The organism is Janthinobacterium sp. GW821-FHT03A03 (genome assembly GCF_059421435.1).
Map to the genome: position 1 here is coordinate 27,150 of NZ_JBWKUZ010000013.1, position 25,055 is coordinate 52,204.

9 protein-coding genes are annotated in these 25,055 nt (G+C 67.4%); all 9 read left to right on the forward strand.

Annotated features, from left to right (window positions below; translation table 11 throughout):
• The first annotated feature begins 169 nt into the window (after positions 1-169).
• The 9 genes from AC07VI_RS20605 to AC07VI_RS20645 all read left to right on the forward strand — a co-directional run bounded on the left by AC07VI_RS20605 (position 170) and on the right by AC07VI_RS20645 (position 25,047).
• The gene (locus AC07VI_RS20605) at positions 170-13,810 is read left to right on the forward strand and encodes a filamentous hemagglutinin family protein (protein WP_492991888.1); all 13,641 of its coding nucleotides are present in this window, start codon (positions 170-172) and stop codon (positions 13,808-13,810) included.
• 198 nt (positions 13,811-14,008) lie between these two features.
• Positions 14,009-15,634, forward strand: a complete 1,626-nt coding sequence (locus AC07VI_RS20610) for a ShlB/FhaC/HecB family hemolysin secretion/activation protein (protein ID WP_226936348.1) — start codon at positions 14,009-14,011, stop codon at positions 15,632-15,634.
• 56 nt (positions 15,635-15,690) lie between these two features.
• On the forward strand, positions 15,691-17,472 hold the full coding sequence (locus AC07VI_RS20615) for a DUF2341 domain-containing protein (protein ID WP_086148265.1): 1,782 nt from the start codon (positions 15,691-15,693) through the stop codon (positions 17,470-17,472).
• A gap of 13 nt (positions 17,473-17,485) precedes the next feature.
• On the forward strand, positions 17,486-17,896 hold the full coding sequence (locus tag AC07VI_RS20620) for an ExbD/TolR family protein (protein WP_034753784.1): 411 nt from the start codon (positions 17,486-17,488) through the stop codon (positions 17,894-17,896).
• Positions 17,897-17,906: 10 nt separating this feature from the next.
• Entirely contained in the window at positions 17,907-18,623 is a 717-nt protein-coding gene (locus AC07VI_RS20625) for an energy transducer TonB (RefSeq protein WP_492991885.1), read from the forward strand.
• Between the two features lie 157 nt (positions 18,624-18,780).
• Positions 18,781-20,517 carry a putative porin gene (locus AC07VI_RS20630; protein WP_099375463.1) on the forward strand — a complete coding sequence of 579 codons (1,737 nt, stop codon included), beginning with the start codon at positions 18,781-18,783 and terminating at the stop codon, positions 20,515-20,517.
• 6 nt (positions 20,518-20,523) lie between these two features.
• The gene (locus AC07VI_RS20635) at positions 20,524-21,213 is read left to right on the forward strand and encodes a hypothetical protein (protein WP_099375464.1); all 690 of its coding nucleotides are present in this window, start codon (positions 20,524-20,526) and stop codon (positions 21,211-21,213) included.
• 32 nt (positions 21,214-21,245) lie between these two features.
• The gene (locus tag AC07VI_RS20640) at positions 21,246-21,734 is read left to right on the forward strand and encodes a YbjN domain-containing protein (RefSeq protein ID WP_226936350.1); all 489 of its coding nucleotides are present in this window, start codon (positions 21,246-21,248) and stop codon (positions 21,732-21,734) included.
• A gap of 208 nt (positions 21,735-21,942) precedes the next feature.
• Positions 21,943-25,047 (forward strand): DEAD/DEAH box helicase, encoded by a 3,105-nt coding sequence (locus AC07VI_RS20645; RefSeq protein ID WP_086147048.1) that lies wholly within the window; start codon positions 21,943-21,945, stop codon positions 25,045-25,047.
• The last annotated feature ends 8 nt before the right edge of the window (positions 25,048-25,055 follow it).

The following is a 25,055-nucleotide window of genomic DNA, read 5'->3' on the forward strand; positions in this document are numbered from 1 at the left end:
CAAGGCGGTGCGCCAATTATGACATTTTGATGACCTTTTGCAGTCCCGGACCGTATTCCCTGTCAATGCTGCTGGAAGCCGCGAATCAGTGCCTGCCGCCCGCCCCGTGCGTGGTGCGCGCCGCCTCGCGATATCGGTCAGCAACGGAACATGAAAAGGGAATGTCGCCATGCAGCGAAGCAAGTCGGTCACGAAACACGCATCCTCCTCCGCCATGGCGGGCAACCGGACCGGGCGCCCGGTGCGCCTGAAACCGCTGGCGCTGGCCATCGCCATGCTGCTGCAGGCGGGCGGCGCGCAGGCGCAGCAGCCGTTCAGCGGCGCCTGGTTTGCCGGCAAGGGTGCGCAGCAGGGCACGGCCACCGCCACGGGACGCTTGCCGAATGGCCAGCCGGCCACGTCGCTGAACAATCCCCTGCTGCAGCAGCAGAAGGCCGAAGGCAAGCTGCAGCAATCGCTGAACAACCTGTTGCTGGCCGCGCGCGGCATCGCCGCCGAGCAGGCGGTGCAGGCGGCCGCGCGCCAGGCGGCGCTGGCGGCGGGCGGCGCGCCCGATGGCCTGGCCAAGGGCGGCTTGCAGGTCGACACGAACAGCCTGACGGCCGGCTGGCTCAATGCCCAGGGACCCGTGCAGACGCAGGCCGACGGCAAGACCGTCGTGAAGGTCGTGCAGACGGATGACAAGGCGATACTGAACTGGGAAAGTTTCAACGTCGGCAAGAACACCACCTTGCAATTCGACCAGAAATCGAACTGGTCCGTATTGAACCGGGTCAATGATCCGCTGGCGCGCCCCAGCCAGATCCAGGGCCAGATCAAGGCCGACGGCACGGTGATGATCGTCAACCGCAACGGCATCGTGTTTACGGGCAGCAGCCAGGTCGATACGCGCAACCTGGCGGCGGCCGCCATGGGCATGAGCGACAGCCAGTTCAAGAGCGGCCTGTACGGCAAGGCGCAGGGCACGGGCGCCGTGCCGACCTTCGCGAATGACTTGCTGCTGGGCCAGAATACCTCCACGCATGGCAAGGCCGAGGCGGACGTCGTCGTCGCCGCCGGCGCGCGCATCGACACGCGCAAGCCGCAGACGGTGACGGAGGGCGGCGGCTACGTGCTGTTGGCCGGCCGCGGCGTCGACAACGCGGGCGCCATCACCACGCCGAATGGTCAGACCACCCTGGCCGCCGGCGACGCCATCATCGTGCGCCCGGGCCAGGGCACGGACAAGAACCAGTACTCGAGCACGCGCGGCAATGAAGTCGAGATGCTGCGCACGGCCGGCAGCAGCGCGGGCGCCGTCATCAACCGCGGCCTGATCCAGTCGGCCGGCGGCGACATCACGCTGAGCGGCAACTCGCTGCGCCAGGACGGCATGCTGCTGTCGAGCACTTCCGTCAACGGACGCGGCGCCATCCACCTGGCGGCGGCGGGCGAGGATGCCAAGGTCACCATGGGACGCCGCAGCGTCAGCGCCATTTTTATCGACGACAACGGCGCCACGGCGCTCGATGTGCAGCGCGACACGCTGCTGAAAAATACGGGCAAGGGCACGGATACGCCGCAGGACCGGCGCGACCAGTCGCTGGTGCGCATCGTTTCGGCCGGCAACGTGGAGTTCGAAGGCGATTCGCTGACCCTGGCCACGGGCGGCCAGGTGCTGGTCGATGCGGCCCGCCGCAGCCACGTGGCGCGCGACGCCGCCATCGACGTCTCGGGCGCCGTCGGCGTGAAGGTCGACATGAGCAGCAACAATGTGCTGATCAATGTGCAGGGCAACGAACAGCGCGACGCACCGGGCAGCCGCGACGCCAAATACCTGAACAACAGCGACGTGTGGGTCGACCGCCGCGACCTGGTGCTGGTGCCGGCCGGCACCAACGGCTACGCCACCGACCGCTGGTACACGGCCGGCGGCCTGCTGGAAGTGAGCGGCTACCTGAATACCAGCGGCCACGGCATCGGCGAATGGGCGGCCCAGGGCGGCACCGTCGGCTTTGGCGGCGGCGAAGTGGTGACGCAGGCCGGTTCGCGCATCAACATCGCCGGCGGCTCGCTCGACGTGCAGACGGGCATGGTCAAGCAGACGTGGCTGAAGGGCGCCGATGGCGCGATGTACAAGCTGAGCACGGCGCCCGGCGACAACCTGTACACGGGCCTGTACCGCGGCTACGAAAGCACGCATGCGCGCTGGGGCGCGAACACGACGGAGACGTACGCGAATGCCCTGATCGGCCCGCGCGAACGCCTGGAAAACGGCTACACGGTGGGCCGCGACGCGGGCCGCGTGATCGTTTCCACGGGCGCGGCCGTGCTGGAAGGCGATATCGACACCTCCGTCTTCCAGGGCGAGCGCCAGCAGCGCAAGCGCGATGAGGGCATGGATGGCTACAAGCAGGCGCAGACGTCGGCGGCGCGCGCCGGTCAATTGATCGTGGGCAAAATGACGCCCGTCTTCGATACGCGCACGGGCCAGCTGCGCGACAGCCCGCAAGCCGTGCTGGACAAGGTGCAAATCGGCAAGGTGGCGGACATCGCCGATGGCCAGCTGCTGGGTGAAGCCTTGCCGGCCGCGCGCAGCAAGACCCTGCAGCTCGACGCCGACTGGCTCAACGGCCTGGAGCTGGGCGCCCTGAAAATCCATGCCTACGACAGCGTGAGCGTCGACGCCGACGTGCGCGTGGCCGATGGCGGCGACATCGCCCTGCACGCCACCGACGTGGCGATCAAGGCGAACGTGAGCGCGCGCGGCGGCAGCATCGCCGCCGGCGACATCGTTTCGCGCTATCTGGCGGGTGCCGGCGACGTATGGGCTGAAGGCAAGCTGGTGCCCGACAGCCGCCCCACGGGAACGGCCGGCGTGCGCGTGGCGCCCGGCGTGCGCCTCGATGCGCGTGGCCTGTGGAGCAACCTGGAGCTCGATCCGGGCGCCATTGCCGGTTTGCCGTATATCAATGGCGGCAAGGTCACCCTGAAAAGTTCGGGCGGCATCGACCTGACGGGCGGCAGCGTCATCGACGTCTCGTCCGGCGCGGCCCTGATGGGCAATGGCAGCCTGCAGGGCGGGCGCGGCGGCGACATCACCCTGGCGGTCGACCTGCCGACGGAGAAAGCGCCGACGGGCGCCATGCTCAAGCTCGACGGCGAATTGCGCGGCCATGGCGTGAAGGGCGGCGGACGCCTGGTCATCGACAGCGGCGCGGCCGTCAGCATCGGCGGCAAGCTGCTCGAAGGCGACGTATTGCCAGCCGGCAGCAGTTCACCGGTGGCCCTGCGCCTGAGCGACGAATTCCTGATCGCCAAGGGCGAGAAGATCCCCTTCGATTTTGCGCTCAGCACCAGCTTGATCAAGCCGGGCCAGACTCTGGGCAAGCCGGTGACGGCGGACGTGTCGGCGCAGAAACCGCTGGTGCTGGGGGCCGACCTGCTGGTGCCGCCGGGCGCCAATGTCGTCATCAATGGCGGCATGATTGTCTGGCAGGGGGCCATCGCCCCCGCCGGCAGCGTGCTGACGGCCATCAACAACCTGCCGGCCGGCTTCATGGTCTCGGCGGCGGTCTTTCCGAACGGCTTGCCGATCCCGCTGGTGACGACGCAGTATGCGGCCGGCAGCATCGCCGCCGACGACTTGCGCGCGCCGCGCGGCATGATGTTGCCGGCTGGCATGGTGCTGGGACGCGATGTTGCCGTCAAGCCCATGCTGGCGCTGGGCGCCAGCCTGTTACAGAGCGGTTTTGCCGACTACGCCGTCACGGGCCGCGATGGCGTCGTGGTGGTCAAGGATGCGCATATCGACGTCACCATGCCCGTGCTGCGTTTCAATCCCGCCACGGGCCATACGGTGGCAGGCGGCACCGATCCTGGCGCCGCGCTGGAACTGTGGACGCCGGAGCTGTACCAGGAAGATGCGCGCAAGGCCCGTCTGACGCAGCGCACGGGCGCCGACCTGTCGCTGACGGCCGGCAGCGCGCACGTGAAGGGGGATCTGGCGGTGGCGCAAGGCGCCGTCATCACGGTCGATCCGGGCCGTCAGATCAGCCTGACGGGCAATGCGCAGATCACCGTCGATGGCAAGCTCGAAGCCCGAGGTGGCAAGATCGCCATCTTGCCAGGCACGTTTGGCACGGGCAATGAGGTGGATGTACCGAACGGCAAGGGACAAGCCACGTCGATCTGGATCGGCGACAAGGCCGTGCTGGACGTCGCTGGCAGGGCCACGGTCGCCACCGACATGCGGGGCGGGCGCTATGGCCGTGCCGACCAGGGCGGCCGCATCGAAATCGGCGCCCGCTACAAGGCTGACGCTGCCAGCGTCGACGCGGCCGATGCCTTTGTCGTCGTGCGTCCTGGCGCGCTGCTCGACGCCAGCGGCGCGCAAGCGACCCTGGATTTGCCGAACCAGGGCACCGTCAACGTGGCCGGCAACGGCGGTTTGATTTCGCTCAGTTCCTACAACGGCATCTTTGCCGACGGCACCCTGCGCGCCGCTGCCGGCGGCGCCGGTGCGGCCGGCGGCACCCTGGCACTGGCGCTGGACACGCCCAATTACGGCAAGGTCAACCGCTACACCTTGCAAGGCGACAACGTGGACAACGCGGTGCGCGTGCCGCGCGAAATGCAACTGGCGCAGGTGCAGGGCGACAGCGCCTTGCCCGGCGACTTGCGCGCCGGCCAGCAGGACGCGGCATTGCGCTACGGCAGCGCGCGCCTGGGCGCCGACCGCGTGCAGGCGGGCGGTTTCGACAACCTGGCCCTGCATGTGAACGGCATGCTCAGTTTTGACGGCGACGTCAGCCTGTCGCTGGGCCAGAGCCTGCGCCTGAGCGCCTCCTCGCTGGGCCTGGCGCAGCAGCCTGTGCCCGATGGCCAGGACAAGGCGGGCAGCCTTGCCAGCCAGGTGCGCCTGGCGGCGCCGTACGTGCGCCTGGGCACGGCCGTGCGCGCGCAGAAGGACGACTACATCGTGCCCAATGCCGTGAAAGGCTCGAAGAACCTGGGCAAGGGACGCGGCATGCTGGGCGTGCCGCTGGTGGCCGAGGATTCCCTGCTGCAGATCGATGCGGGCATGCTCGATATCGCGGGCGAGGTCAACATGGGTACGCGCGGCACCATTGCGCAGAGCAGCGGCGCCGACCTGGTGGTCGAACGCGATGCCTTCGAGCAGCTGACCCTGAACAGCCGCGGCGACATGCGCCTGTCGAACAGCGCCGCCCTGTACCAGCCTGGCAATGCCACGCTGGTCGCCGCGCAGATCTACCCGGCCACGGGCGACAGCGGCATGGTCACGGTGGGCCAGAAGAGCGGCATCGACGAATATGGCAATATCCGCGTCTCGCTCGACCCGTTGCGCACGCTCAATGTCGGGCGCAGCGGCGACGGCGCCATGCCGAACCAGCCGTTCTCCGTGTTCGGCACCCTGAGCCTGGTTGCGCCCACCATCAACCAGCATGGCGTGCTGCGCGCGCCGCTGGGCCAGATCAACCTGGGCGCCGAAGGCTTTGAAGCCAATACGGGCCGCGTCAATCTGTTGCCTGGCAGCCTGACGTCCGTCAGTGCGAAAGGCTTGACGATGCCCTACGGCGGCACGCTCGATGGCTTGAGCTACCTGTATGACGGCAACGATGTCGTGTTCAAGGGCGTGGGCAACGGCCCCGAGATCGCCTTGACGGGCGCCGCCATCGACGTGCAACAAGGCGCCGTGCTCGACATGTCGGGCGGCGGCACCTTGACGGGCGCGGCCTTCCTGGCCGGACGCGGCGGCTCCACCGACGCGCGCCTCAATCCGCTGGTGCAGATGAAGCCGAACGGCGGTTTCACCCTGCCCGGCCTGAACACCAACCCCGTGTACGCCATCCTTCCCGGCGTGCAGCCGGACGTGGCGCCGTTGACGGCCGAGCAGGGCGCGGGCAAGCCCGCCGTGGGACGCCAGATCACCATCGGCGCGGGCGTGCCCGGCCTGGCGGCCGGCACCTACACCTTGCTGCCATCGAATTTCGCCCTGCTGCCCGGTGCTTTCCGCGTGGAACTGAATGGCCTGGCCGGCGCCGTCGAGACGGGCGGCACGATCGCCATGCGCAATGGCTCGTTTGCCACGGCGGCGCAGACGGGCGTGGCGGGCACGGCGATCCGCGACGTGGTGGCGCAACAAGCCATCCTGACGCCGGCCGACGTGCTGCGCAGCTATTCGCAATACAATGAAACGGGGTATGCCGCCTTTGCCGTGGCGCAGGCCACGCGCGACGGCGTGCCGCGCGCCGCGCTGGAGCGCGATGCCAAGGGCGTGCGCGTGCAGCTGATCGCCCCGTCCGTGCACAGCGTCAAGGACAACCATACGCCGTTGATGATGGATGGCAGCGCCCTGTATGCGCCGGCCGAGGGCGGCTTCGGCGGCTCCCTGCTGCTGGGCACGGGCAATCATGCGTCGACCCGCTACGAAGTGTTGGCCGACGGCACGGCGCCGCTGGCCGATTTCAATGGCGTCTCCGTGCATGCGTCGCAGATCAATGCCTTCGGCGCCCAGCGCGTGGGCATCGGCGGCTTGCCGCGCGTGAACTACAGCGAATTTGGCACGGGCAGCAACCAGCGCGCCAATATTGCCGCCATCAAGGAATCGGCGGGCGGCATCGTGCTGCGCGACGGCGCCGTGCTGAAGGCGGCCGAAGTGTTTCTGGTGACGGCGAGAAAAGACGACGGCATCATCCTGGAACAGGGCTCCGGCATCAATACGCTGGGCCGCGGCAAGGCCGCCTGGGATTCGCGCGACGGCTATGTGTACGAACCGATGGGCAGCGTGCTGGCCGTCTCGAACGGCTGGCTGGACATGCTGCCGGCCGCGGCGCCGTCGTCCGAATCGTATGGCCCCGGCATCATCGATATCGGCGCCTGCGCGAAAACGGGCGGCGCCTGCAGCGGCAGCACGTCGCTGTATTCCGAGGGCACCATCGCCGCCGTGACGGAGCGCGCGTTTACCCTGCGCGACAACGTGCGCTACGGCACGCGCAACCTGGTGCTGGCGATGGGTTCGATCAATGTCGGCAGCGAGGCGTCCCTGGCCGACGCCAGCGCCCGCGGCGCCTTGCCGGACGGCCTGGCGCTGAACCAGGGCGTGCTCGACCGCCTGCTGCGCGGCGACACCAGCACGGGCGCACCGGCGCTGGAAAACCTGGGTTTGACGGCGCGCAATTCCTTCAACTTCTATGATTCGTCGCAGCTGTCGACCATCGATGCGGCCACGGGCAAGTCGTCGCTGTCGCGCCTGGTGCTCAATACGCCCGCCATCTACGGCTATGGCGGCACGGACGCGCTGGCGCGCATCCACACGGACACCCTCGTGTGGCAGGGCGCGACGAATGCGCCTGGCGCCGTCGTCGCCAATGGCCCCGGCACGGGCAGCGGCCGTTTGCAGGTCGACGCCAGGCGCATCGAGTTCGGCTTCACGCCGGACAGCCGTCCCGACACCATCCACAAGCTGGACCGCCTGGTGCTGGGCTTCGGCCAGGTGGCACTGAATGCCAGCGAACAGCTGACGGCCAACAACAAGGGCAGCCTGTCCGTCTACCAGTCGCAGAGCGCGTGGGATACGGCCACCAATGGCTATCACTACAGTGGCGGCGATTTGCTGATCAGCACGCCGCTGTTGACGGGCGCGGCCGGCTCCGTCAACCGCCTCACGGCGGGCGGCGCCGTCAAGGTGAGCGCACCGGCCGGTGCCGCTGCCGCCACGCCGACGAATGCGGCGCTGGCCGGCGCCCTGGGCGCCGAAGTGGCGCTGAGCGGCAACAGCGTCAGCGTGGATACCTCGGTGGTCTTACCGAGTGGAAAATTGACCCTGTCGGCCGAGCGCGATGTATTGCTGGGCGACAAGGCCAAGCTGGACCTGGCGGGCCGCAAGATCGATTTCTACGACACGAGCAAATACAGCTGGGGCGGCGACGTGATCCTCGACAGCCGCGAGGGAGACGTACGCCAGGCGGCCGCTTCCGTGATCGACGTGTCGGCCGTGAACAACCGCGCCGGCAAGCTCAGCGTGATCGCCGCGGGCGAGGCGGCGGGCACGGCCGACTTGCGCGGCACCCTGCTGGGCGGCGCCAGCGGCAGCTATGACGCGGGCGGCACTCAGGTAGCCTACGCGGCGGGCGGCCTGGAGTTGCGCGCCCAGCATGTCGCCGACTTTGCCGGCCTGAACCAGCGCCTGAACACGGGCAAGGTGTTCGGCAGCCGCAGCTTCCAGCTCAAACAGGGTAATTTGACCATCGGCGACGAGCTCAAGGCGCGCGAAGTGAACGTCTCCATCGATGGCGGCAGCCTGACGGTGAACGGCCGCATCGACGCCAGCGGCGAACAGGTGGGGAGCATCCGCCTGGCCGGCCGCGACGGCGTCACTATCCAGTCCGGCGCCGTGCTCGATGCACACGGCACGGTGCTGCGCACGGACAGCTATGGCCAGGTGATCGAGGCGCCGAACCGCGCCGTGATCGAACTGGCCGCGCCCGGCGGCCGCCTGACCCTGGAAAACGGCGCGCGTTTCGACCTGCGCAGCGGAGACAAGGGCGGCAACTACGGCAGCATCGACCTGAACGCGCGCCGCCTGGGCGGCGCCACGGGCGACGACATCGACATCGACGCGGCCGGCGCGCTGAACATCGCCGGCGCGCGCACGATCAACGTCAATGCCTTCTGGCAATACAAGGATGCGCCAGCGGGCACGGGCAAGGATGCGGACGGCCGCAGCTACCAGGGCATCAACCAGGCTTACCTGAACGAAAAGCACGCGGACAGTCAGGCTTTCATGCTACACGCGCTGGCGAACGGCAATTTGATGAACAACAAGCTGCGCGGCTTGCGCGGCGACGCCAACGCTTTCCATGTGCGCCCTGGCGTCGAGATCGTCAGCGCCACGCCGGGCGGCGACCTGCATATCGATGGCGACATCGACCTGTCCGGCCACCGCTACGACGGCGTCAATCCGCTGGCGCGCCTGAGCGGCGTGTACGGCTCGGGCGAGGCCGGAGCGCTGGTGCTGCGCGCCGGCGGCAAGCTCAGCGTCTTTGGCAGCATCACCGATGGTTTCGATACCAGCGTCCTGCCCGTCACGATGGATGACAAGGGCTGGCAGCTGGTGAAAGGCCGGCTGCCGTGGGGCGGCGAGGTCGTCGTGCCGCAGGCGGGCCTGGTGACCCTGGCCGAAAACACGTACTTCAAATCGGGCACGAGCGTCAATTTTGCCGTGCCGATGAAAGCCATGGAGTTGCGCAGCGGCACCTTGCTGGCGGCGCGCGCCACCTTGACGGCGGAGTTGAACTTGCCTGCAGGCAGCGTGCTGGGCGGCGCCGTGCGCAATGCCGACGGCAGCGTGCTGTACGCGGCCGGCACGGTCTTGCCCAAGGCGCTGACCTTATCGAGCGGGATGCAGCTCGATGCCGGCCTGCGCCTGCCTGGCGCGGCCCGGGTGGCGGCCATGGTGTGGCCGGCGAACGTGGCCCTGCCTTTCCCGGAAGGCCGGCCGTGGGACGTGGCCGATAGCACGAATGCCGTCAATGGCGTGGTGCTGGCCTCGGCGCTGGCGCTGGACAAGGGCAGCGTGCTGCCTGCCGGCACGGTGGTCAGGCTGCCGGGCGACGTCACCATGGTGTCGCTGCGCAGCGCGGATGGCAGCGGAAGCCAGGGCCGCAACCTGGCGCTGGCGCCCATGCTGGCCCAGGGTTCGCAAGCGTGGTCGCTGCGCCTGGTGGGTGGCGCCGATACGGCGGCGGCCGACACGCGCGCGTTGAAGCCAAATGCGAAGGACGCGCATCTGATGCTGGCCGATGCGCATTACGGCCTGGGCGCGGTGACTTCCATCGTGCCGGGCACGGGTTCGCCAAACAAATATATCTTCAGCGAGGCGGCGATTGCCGAAGGATGGCCGGAAGGCGAGGTTAACATCAGCTGGTTTGGCGACGAGGCAAACATGCTGGAAAACTATGGCTATCTGGTGGTCAAGGTGGCCGACGGCACGCCGCCTGAGAAGGTGACCAGCGTGGAGCCGGCGCGCCAGCCCCTGTTCAGCGTGCTGCGCACGGGCACGGGCGACCTCGATTTGCTCGCCGCGGGCGACTTCGACATGCGTTCGCTGTATGGCGTCTACACGGCGGGCACGCAGTCGGCCTCGCCGCTGGTCAATGGCAAGGATCTGTTCAACCTGCCGCGCGGCCTGAACGCCAAGGGCCAGCTGCTCGGTGCGCTGGGCACGGACTTTACGCCGTTTGTCGATGGCGGCAGCCGGAGCCTGTACCGCGCCTGGTATCCCGAGCACGGCGGCAATCTGCTGCTGCGCGCCCAGGGCGACGTCAAGGGCGATACGCTGGGCACCTCCACGCAACGCCGCGAGGATGCCATCGGCTGGCTGCGCGCGCAGCAGGACACCAGCGACATCGGCACCTGGCTGTGGCGCCAGGGCAGCGGCAGCACGGGGGGCGGCGTGCCGACGGCATGGTGGATCAATTTCGGCACCTATGTCGCGCGTCCCGAAGGCGTCGACCTGTTCTCGGGCTTGCCGGGGCTGTCGGGCTTTACGGGCATCGGCACCCTGGGCGGCGGCAATCTGCTGCTGCAGGCGGGCGGCGACGCCGGCATGCTGGCCTCGCGCGCCGATCCGGGCGGCGAGTTCGCGCCGCGCAGCCAGGGCCTGAACGTGGCCGTGGGCAGCACGGGCAGGGTGACGCCGGACGGCAAGCTGCTGCTGACGGGCGGCGGCGACCTCGATATCCGCATCGGCGGCGGGCTGAACCCCGTGGCCGAGGTGCGCAGCTTCGACAGCAATAGCGACCGTCCTAACCCGAACACGCGTTTCGAACGCCAGGTGCCTGGCCTGAACAGCACGCTCACCAACCTGCGCGGCGCGCTGCGCCTGGAGGCGGGCGCCGTGGGCGGCATCGAATTGCGCTTCGACCGCGCCGATCCGACGGAATCGCGGCCGTATGAAACCTACACGGCGGGCACGGCGATCGCCAGCGGCGGGCCCATCCTGGTACCGGGGGACAGCGGCGTGCGCATCGATGCGCGCGGCGACGTGGTGCTGGGCGGCGTGGCCGATGCGGGCCGCGTGAAGCAACTGGGCTATGGCTCGCCGTTCAGCTACCAGGGCGTGGAGCGCACCGGCGAAGGCTGGAGCTGGTTCTCGCTGTGGACGCCGGCCACGGCCATCGACCTGTTCAGCGCGGGCGGCAACCTGACGCCCACCTCGTCCTGGATCAATGCGACGCCCGGCGACAACCACGCGCCGACGGACGGGCGCTTCGTCATGCCGTCCGTGCTGCGCGCCGTGGCCGCCAGCGGCAGCTTGTACTACGGCAATGCCAGCCTGGGCAGGCTGGGTGGTGATGGCGGCAAGGTGGACATGCCGCAAAACGGCGTGATCCTGGCGCCGTCGCCGGTGGCGCCGCAATTTGTCAGGACGGGCACGGGCCAGCTGGAAATGCTGGCCGCCGACTCCATCCATGCGGCCGGTTATCCGATCACGCCATCGGGCGCCGACCCGCGCATGCTGCCGAATCCGTTCAATCCGGGCTTCGTCGGCGCACTGAACAAGGTCTGGTTCGGCCTGCTGCCGCTGCATAACGTCAGCGCCGATGCGCTGGCGCCGGGGGCATTGAAATGGTTTGGTACGACGTCGAATGGCGCCAGCGATGCCAATCAGCAAGTGTATCCGCTGTTCAGCATGACCCCGCCGACGGTCTCCGACTATGTGCCGGCAGGCCAGTTGCCCGCGCACTTCTATGCCAACAGCGGCGACATCGTCGGCCTGCGCACGGGCGGTATCGTGTACCGGGGCAACCTGAAAGGCGTCAGCGGCGCCCTGGGCCTGTGGTACGAGGGCGGCGGCGCCGTGGCCGTGCGCGCCGGACGCGACATCGTCAACTCCGGCACGCCGCTCGGCAACGTCGAGAGCGTGCCGGACGGCGCGGCGGGATGGACCGGCCAGCCCTTTGCCAACAGTCCCGAGCTGCCGGAAAAGCCGGTCGTCTTCGGCAGCTCGTCGGCGCGCGGCAACCTGTTCGTGCACCGCCATGCCGACGACGTTTCCGTCGTCAGCGCCGGGCGCGACATCCGCTACAGCACCTTCTATGTGGCGGGGCCGGGCCAGCTCAATGTGAGCGCCGGGCGCGACCTGTACATGGCCGACAAGGCGGAATTGCGCAGCCTCGGCTCCATCGTCCATGTCGGCCAGGACAAGCGCGGCGATGGCGCCGGCATCAGCGTGGCCGCCGGCGTGGGCCGCAACGGTCCCGACTATGCGGCTTTCGCGGCGCGCTACCTGGATCCGGCCAAGCTGGCCGATCCAGGCAAGCCGCTGGCCGACCAGGCCGGCAGCGCCGTATATGTCTACGGCGGCAAGCTGACCCTGGCCGACTGGCTGCGCGGCCAGTTTGCCTACAGCGGCGACGAGGCGGGCGCTGCCGCCTTCCTCGGCACGAAGCAGGCCGAACTGGAAAAGGCAGGGGCGCAGACGGGCGGCGTGCGGCGCGACCTGGCGCGCGAATACGCGCAGGTCAGCCAGCTGCACCTGGTGAACTGGCTGACGACGCGTTTTGGCGGCGACAGCGGCCTGGGCATCCGCTACGACCCGGCCACCGATGCGCGCAGCTTCTTTGCCGCCTTGCCGAAGGAACAGCAGCAGGTGTACCTGAGCAACGTCTACTTCGCCGAGCTGAAGGCGGCCGGGCGCGAGTACAACGATCCGGACGGCGTGCGCCGCGGCAGCTATCTGCGCGGCCGCGAAGCCATCGCCACCCTCTTCCCGGCGCAGGACAAGGCGGGCAAGAAGATCGAGTACAAGGGCGACCTGACGATGTTCAGCAGCGCGCTGTACACCGTCAGCGGATACAGCGGCGTGTACACCAAGCGGCCCGTCGCGGGCGTGCGCTACCTGAGCCCGCAGGAATGGGCCGAGGCGGGCCGTCCTGACTACAACGTGCCTTACGTGACCGTCAACGACACCGGCATCCACACGGATTTCGGCGGCGACATCGGCATCACGGTGCCGGGCGGGCGCGCGCTGATCGGCGTGGACGGCGGCTATGCGCCGGGCGAAGGCTCGGGCGTGCTGACGCAGGGACAGGGCGACATCCAGATGTATGCGAAAGACAGCATCCTGCTGGGCCAGAGCCGCATCTTTACTACCTTCGGCGGCAACATCCTGGCCTGGTCGGCCACGGGCGACATCAACGCGGGCCGCGGCACCAAGTCCACCGTCGTCTATACGCCGCAGCGCCGCGCGTACGACAGCATCGGCCTCGTCAGCCTGTCGCCGAGCACGCCGACGACGGGCGCCGGCATCGCCACGCTCAATCCGATCCCGGAGGTGCCGCCCGGCGACATCGACCTGATCGCCCCGCTGGGCACCATCGACGCGGGCGAGGCGGGCATCCGCGTCTCGGGCAACGTCAACCTGGCAGCGCTGCAGGTGGTGAATGCGGAAAACATCCAGGTGCAGGGCAAGGCCACGGGCGTGCCGACCATCGCCTCGGTGAACGTGGGCGCACTGAGCAACGCCAGCGCGGCCGCGACGCAAGCCGTGACGGCGGCGCAGGACGTGCTGCAGCGCGAACGGGCCGCCGCGCGCCAGGCGCAGCCTTCGCTGTTCACGGTGAAAGTGTTGGGTTTTGGCAACGAGCAGGCGGACGAGGGCGGCGCCGGCAAGGGCAAGGGCAGCGAGCCGCAGGCGTCGAACTACCAGCCGGCAGGCGTGGTGCAGGTGCTGGGCGCGGGGCCGTTGACGGCGCCGCAGCTGCAGGCGCTGACGCCGAACGAGCGGCGCGGCCTGCAGCCGTAAGGCCTGGCTGACCGCGCAGCTTCGCCATTCCGGCCGCGGCGCCAGCGTCGCGGCCGGAGTTTTATGAACATTTGATGACAAACGGCAGTCCGCGCGCGCGGCGCGCGTCTAGGAACTGTCTTGCTGAACATGGCGCTCAGCACCGCGCTACCGGGTAGGGCAACCGATTGAATTTGAGGTGAATGGAATATGCGTGAGATGAAGAAACGAGGTAATGGCGCGCCGCAGGCGCCAGCTACCGCCTTGAGCCTGCTGTGCCTGGCGATGCTGGCCCTGCCCGGCATGGCGCGCGCCCAGGATGCGGTCCCGGCGGCCGCTCCCGTGGCTGGGCCGGAACGGCAAGTGACGATCGAGGAATACCTGGTGCGTGGCAATACCGTGCTCGACGCCCGCGCCATCGAAGCGGCCGTCACGCCCTTCCTGGGGCCGGGCCGCACTTTGAAGGATGTGGAAGGGGCGCGCGACGCCCTCGTTGCGGCATATCAAGCCCGAGGTTATCAATCCGTCTATGTCGACTTGCCCGAACAGCAGGTGGAGCAGGGCGTGGTGGTGCTGCAGGTGAGCGAAACCAAGGTGGGCCGCCTGCGCGTGGTCGGCGCGCAATACAACTCGCCGCTCGACGTGCGCCAGCAGGTGCCGGCCTTGACGGAAGGCACGGTGCCCGACTTTACCCAGGCGCAGGTGGAACTGACGGCGCTGAACCGCGGCCCCAAGCGCCAGGTGATGCCGCTGGTCAAGCAAGGCAGCCTGCCCGGCACCATGGACGTGGACCTGAAAGTCGACGACAGCAGCCCGTGGCGCGCCAGCGTGGGCCTGAACAACGACTACAGCGCCGATACCAAAAAGTTGCGTACCAGCATGTCGGTGGGCCACGACAACCTGTGGCAGCTCGGGCATAGCGCCACCATCAGCTTTTTCGGCACGCCGGGCGACCTGAACCAGACCCGCGTGTGGTCCGCCTCCTACGTGGCGCCGATCGGCACACAGGGCTGGAGCGTGGAAGCGAACGGCTATAAATCCAACAGCAACGTGGCCAGCACGGGCGGCACGAGCGTGCTGGGCAAGGGCCACGCGCTGGGCATGAAGCTCAATTACACGGTGCCCAACAGCGGCATCTGGTGGCACAGCTTTTCCGCCGGCATCGACTTCAAGGATAACCAGGAAGCGCTCAAGCTCAATGGCACGGGCAGCAATATTCCGCTCAAGTACGTGCCCCTGAGCGTGTCCTACAACGGCTATGCGCAGACGGAGGCGGCGACGTATGGCCTGGGCCTGTCGCTGGTGGCCGGCACGCGCGCCTCGTTCGGCTACGGCAGCAACAGCGCGGCCTATGACGACAAGCGCTACAAGGCCTCGCCCAGCTTCCTCGTGCTCAAGGGCGACGCCAACGCCACCTACACCCTGGGCAGCGGCGCCCAGCTGCATGGCCGCATGTCGGGCCAGCTGGCCGATGCGGCGCTCGTGTCGGGCGAGCAGATGGCTGCCGGCGGCGCCAACTCCGTGCGCGGCTATCTGTCGGCCGAGGCGACGGGCGACTACGGCGTGTCCGGCACCGTTGAATGGCGCACGCCGCAGCTGACGTATTTCAGCCGCCTGGAGAACTGGCGCCTGTATGCGTTTGCCGATGGCGCGCGCCTGCGCCTGCGCGATCCGATGCTGGAACAGAAAGACCTGTTCGGCCTGGCGTCCGTGGGCGTGGGCAGCAGCTTCCAGTTCCTGCGCTACCTGAATGGCCGCATCGATTTTTCGTATCCGCTGCGCGAAGGCCCGCGCACGCACAAACACGTGCGCCGCATCAACTTCAACCTGTCGGCCAGCTACTGACGGGCCAGCTCAACAGCACTGCACTTTTCTAGACTTTTCTTCGGAGAATCACTGTCATGCAACGTTTTCTTTTTCTGCTCACGATCCTGGGCACGCTCGTTCCCGGCCTGGCGCATGCCTGGTGGCAGCCCGACTGGGCTTACCGCAAACCCGTCACCGTCGACGCCGGTCCCAAGGCGGGCGCCGTGGGCGGCGATCCCGGCCGCATTCCCGTGCTGCTGCGCTTGCATTCGGGCAATTTCAACTTTGAAGGCGTCAGCGACAACGGCGCCGACCTGCGCTTCGTGGCCGGCGACGATAAAACCGTCCTGAACCACCAGATCGAGCAATTCAACCCGCTGCTGGGCATCGCCCTGATCTGGGTCGACGTGCCGGCCCTGACGGCCGGTACGCCGCAGCAGTTGTGGATGTACTACGGCAACCCGAAGGCGCCCGCCTCCGGCAATGGCCAGCGCACCTTCGATCCCGATTACAGCCTGGTGTACCACTTCACCGAACCTGGCGTGCCCTCGCGCGACAGCACCGCCTACGGCAACCATGCGCAGACGGCCGTGCCGGCACTCGATGGTTCCGTCATTGGCGCCGGCGCCCGCCTGGGCACCACGCCATTGATGCTGCCCGCCTCGCCATCGCTGGCGCTGGCCGCCGGCGCGCCATTCACCTTCTCGGCCTGGGTGCGCCCGGACAGCCTGGGCGCGCAGCAAGTGCTGTATGCACGCCGCGACGGCGCCAGTGAATTGCTGATCGGCGTGGACCAGGGCGTGCCGTTCGTGCAGGTCAATGGCCAGCGCAGCAAGCCCGGCCAGCCTATCCAGGCCGGCCAATGGTCGCACCTGGCCGTCAAGGCCGATAAAGCCAATGTGGCCCTGTACGTGGGCGGCCGTCCGGCCGTGTCGCTGGCCACCGCCCTGCCGGCCTTCGCCACGGCCGCCGCCGTCGGTGCCGATGCGTCGCCGGCCGCTTCCGGCGCCGCCATCCTGGCCAACTTCACGGGCGCCATCGACGAATTGCGCCTGTCGCGCACGGCCCGTCCCGACGCCCTGCTGCTGGCCGACGCCGTCTCGCAAGGTTCCGAATCGCGCCTGGCCGTGTTTGGCGCCGACGAACAGCAGGCGGGAAAAAGCCATTTCGGCTTCATCATCGCCGCCATGCCGCTCGACGCGTGGATCGTCGTCGGCGTGCTGGGCCTGATGATGGTGTTGTCGTGGATCATCATGATCGGCAAGGGCCGCAGCTATGGCGCCATCTCGCGCGCCAATGCGCAGTTCATGCAGTCGTTCCACGAAGCGGCCGGCGCGCCGCTCGACCACCTGGCGCGCAATGGCAAGCTGAGCACTGCCGTGAAGACGGATTCCTCGCTGTGGCGCCTGTATGACGTGGCCATCGACGAGATGCGCCGCCGCCATGACCGCGGCTACGACCTGAACGCCGTGTCGAACGCCACCATCGGCGCCATCCGCGCCGCCATGGATGGCGTGATGGTGCGCGAAAGCGAGCGCATGTCCAAGCGCATGATCTGGCTCTCGACCACCATCGAAGGCGCGCCGTATGTGGGCCTGTTCGGCACCGTGATCGGCATCATGCTGGTGTTCGTCGTGGCGGCCATGGCCGGCGCCGTGGACATCAACTCGGTGGCGCCGGGCATGGCGGCAGCGCTGCTGTGTACGGCTGCCGGCCTGGGCGTGGCGATTCCCGCGCTGTTCGGCTACAACTGGCTGTCGTCGCGTTCCGACGCCATCGTCGCCGATATGGCCGTCTTTGTCGACGAATTCGCCACGCGCCTGGCTGAAGAGCAGGGCGACGGACGCCAGATGCGTCCCGTGCTGCAGCAGGCGTGAGGGGCGCATAACCATGGCCACCTCCGCCAAGTTTACCCCCCGCAAGCGTAGCGGCGGCATCAACATCACGCCCTTCGTCGACGTGCTGCTGGTGGTGCTGGTGATTTTCATTCTGACCAGCAACGCCAGCATTCCCGGCATCAAGGTCGACCTGCCCAAGGCCAGTTCGGCCATGGCGCTGGAAAAACCGAAGACCAAGGCCATCACCATCGACAACGCAGGCCAGGTCTTCCTCGACGCCTATCCCGTCACCCTGCCCGAGCTGGAAGAGCGCTTGCGCACGGAAAAGGCCCTGACGCCCGACTTTCCCGTGATCGTGCGCGGCGATGCCGCCGTGCAATACGCGAAAGTGGTCGAAGTGCTCGATCTGCTGCGCCGCATCGACCTGAACCAGGTGGGCCTGGTGACCGGCAAGCCGGCATGAGGAGCGCAAGGTGAAGCGTGACGAGATGATGAAGATGGCGGCGCCGGCGCCGTCGGGCGCCGCGCAGTGGTGGCGCCGCTGGGGCGGCGTGGCCGGCGGCGCGCTGCTGGCCGGCGCGCTGGCCGCGCTGGTCTGGTATTTGCTGTCCGATACGGCGGCCACCAAGCGCGAGGTGGTGGCCACGCCCATGCTGATGCTGCCGCCCCCGCCGCCCCCGCCGCCGGAACCGGAAAAACTGCCGGAACCGACGCCCGACAAGGTGGTGCCCGAGGTATCGGAGCCGGAACCGACGCCGGCCGACAAGCCCATGGATGACGCGCCGGAAAGCCCGTCGCCGGACAAGGGCGACCCCGTCACCATCGACGGTGCGGCGCAGGCCGGCAGCGACGCCTTCGGCATCCAGGCCGGGCGCGGCGGCGGCATGACGGGCGGCGGCGGTGGCGGTGGTCTCGGCGCCGGTTCGTACGGCCGCTATGTGGCCAACGCCTTGCAGATGGCGTTTGCCCGCGATCCGCGCACGCGCCAGCTGGCGTTCTCCGACATCCGCGTCGACCTGTGGCTCGATGCGGACGGCAAGACGACGAAAGTGCTGCTGGTGCAGGGCACGGGCAATGCGCAGACGGATGAGCAGGTGCTGGCCATGGTGCGCGATTTCCGCGCCGATGAGCGGCCGCCGGCGTCCCTGCGTTTCCCGGCGCGCGTATCGATCAAGGGCCGCCGGCCGTGAACACCCGACCAAACCTGCTGCGCGTTGTGATTTGCGGCCTGCGATGCTCACTGTGCATGCGCACAGCTGCGCTTCCCGGCCACAACTCACTGCCGCTCGCGACGGTTTTGTCAGGCGTTCTTTACGACATCCATATTAATTTTTACCGAAAGAAGCGATGAACCTCCTAATTTCTTCCCCACAGCGCCTGCGCCGCCTTCCGCTGGCGCTGGCCGCCCTGGCCCTGAGCGTGGCGGCCGGCGCGGTGCAGGCGCAGGCCGTCCCGGCCGACAGCACCATGGTCAAACTGATCCGCGGCCTGATCCAGAGCGGCGCCCTCAACAAGGATGCCGGCGAGGCGCTGCTGGCGCAGGCGCAGAGCGAGGCGCTGGCCGCCGCGCAAGCCCGTCCGGCGGCAGCGCCGGCCGCGCTGGCGCAGGTGCAGCCGGGCGACGTGCGCGTGCCCTACATTTCGCAAACCGTGCGCGAGCAGATCCGCGATGAAATCAAGGGCCAGGTGCTGGCCGAAGCCAAGGCCGGCGGCTGGGCGGCGCCGAATGAAACGCCGGAATGGAGCAAGCGCATCCGCGTCGAAGGCGATGTGCGCGCGCGCTATGAATCGCGCTATTACGACATGGCCAACAGCAATATCGAGATCGACTGGCGCTCGCTCAACAGCGGCAGCGGCTACGACGTCAATTCGAATACCAACCTGGCCCTGCCGGCGCTGCTGAACACGCGCCAGGACCGCAAGAATTTGCTGCGCGCGCGCGCCCGCCTGGGCATCCTGGCCGACATTTCCGAGAACACGCAAGCGGGCATCCGCCTGGCCAGCGGCAACGACGACAGCCCGGTTTCGACCACGCAAACCCTCGGTGGCGGCCTGGGCAAGAAAAACATCTGGCTGGACCAGGCCTGGCTGTCGTACCAGCCCGCGTCCTGGCTGAAACTGACGGCCGGCCGCTTCGACAACCCGTTTGTTTCCGGCGACGAACTGTTTTCCAGTGAACTCAATTTCGACGGCATCGCCGCCAAGGTGCAGCAGCCCGTGGGCGCGAACAAGGATGTCACCGTCTTCGGTACGCTGGGCATCATTCCGCTCGAATACTCGTCGGACAACGCACCTAGCCGCAGCCAGGCAAAAATGGCGAGCGAAAACAAATGGCTGCTCGGCGCGCAAGTGGGCGCCTCGTGGAAGATCAATAGCGACCATCAATTGCGCGGCGCCCTGGCCTACTACAACTTCCGCAACATCAGCGGCGAGTATTCGCAGCCGTGCGCGCTGTACGCGGGCGCCGATGGCTGCAGCACGGACTGGTCGCGTCCGTCGAGCATGCAAAAGGGCAACAGTTTGATGCTGTTGCGCAATATCGCACTGAACCCGCTGGACCCGGCGAACACGCCGCAGCCGCAATTCGTGGGCCTGGCCTCGAAATTCCGCCTGGCCAACCTGAATGCGCGCTGGGATAGCAAGGTCGCGGGCGGCAAGGACTTGCGCATCGAGGGCGATTATGTGCGCAACATGGCCTACGACAAGAATGAAATGTGGGCGCGCGCCAAGGGCGGCATCATGAACAACTTCGGCGGCACGGGCGGCGTCTCGCAGGCCGACTTCAGGAGCGGCGGCAACGCCTACATGCTGCAGGCGACCCTGGGCAAGGCGAACACGCAGGCGCGCGGCGACTGGAACGTGCTGCTCGGCTACAAGCGCATCGAGCCGGATGCCTTGCCTGACGCCTACAACGATTCCACCTTCCACCTGGGCGGCACGAATGCGCGCGGCTACTACCTGGGCGGCGCGTATGCGATCGACAAGAACACCTGGTTCAGCGGCCGCTGGACGTCGAGCCGCGAAGTGTTCGGTTCGGCCCTGTCGATCGACACCCTGCAAATCGAACTGAACGCGCGTTTTTAAGGAGCCATGATGTTGATATTCAACAAAACGCGCTTGCCGGCTTTGCTGCTGATGCTGCTGGCCGGCGGCGCAGCCCAGGCGCAGGGACAGAAGGGGCTAAGCATGGAAGAGCGCCTGCGCGCCGAGTTGCGCAATGTCACGGCGCAATTGCAGCAGACCCGCGGCGAACTGGAATTGCTGAAAGCCAAGGGCGCGCCGGTGGCCAGGGCGGCGCCGGAGGCCGCGCCCGCCAGCGACGGCTTGAAAAAGGAACTGGCCCGCAGCCAGTCGCAGCTGGCGCAGGAGCGCGCGCAGCGGGAAAAACTGGCCGCCGAGCAGCAGCGCGGCGCCGCCGCCGCGCAAGAGGCGGCCGCCAGCCTGGCGCAGTACCGCCAGGCCGGCGAGCAGCTGGCCGCCAGCGGCAAGCGGCTGGAAGCCGAGCGCGCGCGCCTGGACGGCGAAGTGGCGGCGCAGCGTGGCGCCTTGTCGCGCTGCGAAGCCAAGAATGCCCAGCTGTATGCAACCGGGCAAGAAATCCTGCAAGCGTATGAATCGCTCGACGTGCTGGGCGTCATGAAGGCGCGCCAGCCGTTCGCCGCGCAAAGCCGGGTCAAGCTGGAACAAATCGCCCAGCAGTATGGCGACCAGCTGTACCAGGGCCGCTTTGATGCGCGTCAAACAGAAACGCCTGCCGTGCCCGCGCCGGCACCCCAATAAATTGACTTTTTTTTGAAATGAATGGAATGACGATGGAAAACACGAATAACTTGCTGACCACCCTGAATGCCGAGCAAATGGCCGACGCCATCAAGACGGCCGGCTGCGCCGTCACCAGCATCGAACACGACGGCGTGGTGCGCCTGCACAGCGCCAGCCACGGCATCGGCTTTCAGGTGCTGTGGGGTAACGAAGCTGCGCCGGGCCAGTATGCGGACCTGACCCTGAGCTGCCCGCTGCGCGTGCAGGGCGGCGACTTGCCGGCCGGCTTGCTGGCCGAATGGCACCGCAGCAAGCGCTTCGCCCGCGTGGCCCAGCATGGCGATTTCGTCGTGCTGGAAATGGATGTGCTGGTCGCCGGCGGCGTCAGCAAGGAGTACCTGAATATCAATCTGCAATTGTGGACGCAGATGATGGGCCAGTTTTTCTTGTTCCTGCGCAACTTTACGCCGGCCGATGCGGCGCCAGCCGCCCCAGAGGCGGCCGCCAGCGTGACGGAAGAAGAAAGCGTGCCAGCCTGATAAGTCGCCCGCAGGCGGCGGAAATGGCCGACGGCGGGCCATTTTTGCCGCCTGCGCGGCAAGAGTGTCGTATTAAATACTTATTTTTTAGGCATCGCGCATTAAAACTGCTCAAAGAGCGTGTGTGAATCAAGCCAGCAACGCCTGTATGGCGGATAATATTGCCTGTTGCCGATTTGGATACGACCTTTACACAATAATGCGCCCCATGGATTTTACCCGCGACGAAACCAGTGAAACCCCAGTTGCCCCGGCCAGTACGCCGGGAGCGCCTTTGCCGTATGCCGTCGCCACCTGGCTGCAGCGGGTGGAGGCTGCCGCTCATCCGAAGGCCGTGCTGACGATAGCCGAGCCTGATCCCAAACTCAACGCGCATCGCCTGATCTACGTGCTGGCGCCCACCAGCGGCGGCCGCCACGTGGCCCTGTGCCTGTACAAGGCGCGCCTGCGGCCGAACGGCGACGTGGCGGCCGCTTCGCCCATCAGCGAAATCTTTTCCCTGCTGTCGGCGCCGCCCACGTTTTTGACGCCGGCCGATGAAGACCTCGTGCGCTTCTTCGTGGCCATGCGCAGCGGGCAGAACTCGCAGACGGGCAGCGCCACGGAACCGAAAGGCAAGGTGGGCGCGGCCCTGCTGAAAATGCTGGCCGAGCAGGATAAATTGCTGTGGGCCAATTCCTGGGCCGACGTCGGCAATGGCCTCGTGTATCCATTGAAGGAAGGTCCCGTGCGCCCGGCGCGCCTGTTCTGGCGCGACGAGGGCAAGACCATGCGCCTGGGCTGGCAAGTGGACCCGCCGGAAGGCGCGAAGCACCATGGCGCCGACCAGATCGACTACATGCTGCCCACGGACCCGCCGTGGTACATCGACAACCTGTCGTGCGGCGTGCTGGAACTGAACCAGGGCGGCTCCGACATTTCCCTGGCCGACCTGCAGGCGCTGGTGGCGCAGGCGCCGCCCTTGAACGCGAACGACAAGGTGCGCGTGTCGCAACTGCTGCTGGCGCAGGGGCTGCAGCACCTGATGCCGCTGCCGCAACCGCTGCCGCAGCGCTTGCGCAAGGACGTGCCGGCGCAACCGGTGTTGCTGCTCGACAGCGCCATGCTGGCCGACGGCAGCCTGCAGCGCTGGCATGACTTCGCCGTGCTGTCCTACGACTATGATGGCGAGCGCGTCTCGTTCGATCCGTCGCAGCGCGTGGTGCGGCAAGTGGGCGAGGTGACGGAAATTATCCAGAGAAATACGGTCGACGAGGCGCGTGCCCTGGCCACCCTGGCCGAGCTGCAATTCAAGAAGCCGGGCTCGGCCCCCTTGAGCGGGCTGAAAGGCGCCTTGCTGCTGCCTTCCCAGGCGGAATGGCTGCGTTTTGCCGAGTCCGGCATCGACGCCTTGCTGGAGCAGGGCTGGATCGTGGAAAAGACGGCCAAGTACCGCTACGATGTGAGCGACGTGGGCGACTGGTACGCGGAAATCGACGACCAGGACCCGGACAGCGGCAACGCCTGGTTCGAGCTGGAGCTGGGCATCGTCGTCAACCACGAGCGCGTGCCGCTGCTGCCCGTGCTGGTGCAGCTGATCCGCAACGCGCCCAACGATTTCAACCCGAAAGTCATCGAAGCGCATGCGGACGATGACCAGATGCTGGCGACCTTGCCGGACGGCACGCGCGTGGCGCTGCCGTGGGGCCGCGTGCGTCCCATTCTCAGTACCCTGGGCGAACTGTATTTCGGCGACAAGATCAGGCATGCCGTGCGCATGTCGACCCTGGACGCGGCGCGCCTGGAAGACCTGGCGCGCGGCCTGGAGCTGCAATGGACGGGCGGCGAGCAGCTGCGCGCCATGGGCCGCAAGCTGAGCCAGTTCGGTTCCGTGCAGAAAGTGGCGGCACCGGCCGGCCTGCAGGCCACCCTGCGCGACTACCAGGCCGATGGTCTGGCGTGGATGCAATTCCTGCGCGACCACGACCTGGCGGGCATCCTGGCCGATGACATGGGCCTCGGCAAGACCGTGCAAACGCTGGCGCATATCCTGGTGGAAAAGGAAGCGGGCCGCCTCACGCATCCGGCCCTCGTCATCGCGCCGACCAGCCTGATGGGCAACTGGCAGGACGAGGCGGCAAAATTTGCGCCCGGCCTGAAGGTGCTGCTGCTGCAAGGCAAGGACCGCGCCCAGCAATTCGACCAGATCGACCAGTGCGACCTGGTGCTGACGACCTACGCGCTGTTGCCGCGCGACGAGGAAACCCTGCGCGAGCATGATTTCCACCTGGTCATCCTCGATGAATCGCACTACATCAAGAATACGCGCAGCAAGGCGGCGCAAAGCGCGGGCCTGCTGCGCGCGCGCCACCGCCTGTGCCTGTCCGGCACGCCGCTGGAAAATCATCTGGGCGAATTGTGGTCGCAATTCCACTTCCTGCTGCCGGGCTTGCTTGGCGACGAGAAGACCTTCAATACGCAGTTCCGCCATCCGATCGAGCGCCAGGACGACCCGCTGCGGCGCATGCTGCTGAACCGCCGCATCAAGCCGTTCCTGCTGCGCCGCACGAAGGACAATGTGGCCAAGGAACTGCCGCCGAAGACGGAAATGGTGCGCAAGGTGGAATTGACGGGGCCGCAGCGCGACCTGTATGAAACCGTGCGTCTTGCGATGGATCAAAAGGTGCGTGAAGAAATCGACAAGAAGGGCGTGGCGCGCAGCCAGATCGTCATTCTCGAAGCGCTGCTGAAACTGCGGCAAGTGTGCTGCGACCCCCGCCTGGTGAAATCGCTGCCGGCCAAGAAGCAGTCGGCCGGCTCGGCCAAGCTGCTCGACCTGATGCAGATGGTGGAAGACTTGCTCGACGAAGGGCGCAAGATCCTCGTCTTCTCGCAATTTACCAGCATGCTGGAATTGATCGAGGAAGAGCTGGAATCGCGCGACATTCCCTACGCCCTGCTGACGGGCGAGACGAAGGACCGGGGCGCGCAAGTGGCGGCCTTCCAGCAGGGCGCCGTGCCCATCTTCCTGATCAGCCTGAAAGCGGGCGGCGTGGGCCTGAACCTGACGGCGGCCGACACGGTGATCCACTACGATCCGTGGTGGAATCCGGCGGCGGAAAACCAGGCCACGGACCGCGCCTGGCGCATCGGCCAGGACAAGCCCGTGTTCGTGTATAAACTGATCGCGAAGGGCACGCTGGAAGAAAAGATCCAGCTGCTGCAGCAAAAGAAATCGGAGCTGGCGCAATCGATCCTGGCCGAAGGCGAATCGCAGAAGATGGCCCTCACGCAGGAAGACTTGCAGCAGATTTTCGCCCCGCTCGAGGATTAACCATGTGG

Bases quoted from the DNA above. Each gene is read 5' to 3' on its own strand.
- AC07VI_RS20615 (WP_086148265.1), top strand. From the start codon at position 15,691: ATGCAACGTTTTCTTTTTCTGCTCACGATCCTGGGCACGCTCGTTCCC.
- AC07VI_RS20605 (WP_492991888.1), top strand. From the start codon at position 170: ATGCAGCGAAGCAAGTCGGTCACGAAACACGCATCCTCCTCCGCCATG.
- AC07VI_RS20610 (WP_226936348.1), top strand. From the start codon at position 14,009: ATGAAGAAACGAGGTAATGGCGCGCCGCAGGCGCCAGCTACCGCCTTG.
- AC07VI_RS20620 (WP_034753784.1), top strand. From the start codon at position 17,486: ATGGCCACCTCCGCCAAGTTTACCCCCCGCAAGCGTAGCGGCGGCATC.
- AC07VI_RS20640 (WP_226936350.1), top strand. From the start codon at position 21,246: ATGGAAAACACGAATAACTTGCTGACCACCCTGAATGCCGAGCAAATG.
- AC07VI_RS20635 (WP_099375464.1), top strand. From the start codon at position 20,524: ATGATGTTGATATTCAACAAAACGCGCTTGCCGGCTTTGCTGCTGATG.
- AC07VI_RS20645 (WP_086147048.1), top strand. From the start codon at position 21,943: ATGGATTTTACCCGCGACGAAACCAGTGAAACCCCAGTTGCCCCGGCC.
- AC07VI_RS20630 (WP_099375463.1), top strand. From the start codon at position 18,781: ATGAACCTCCTAATTTCTTCCCCACAGCGCCTGCGCCGCCTTCCGCTG.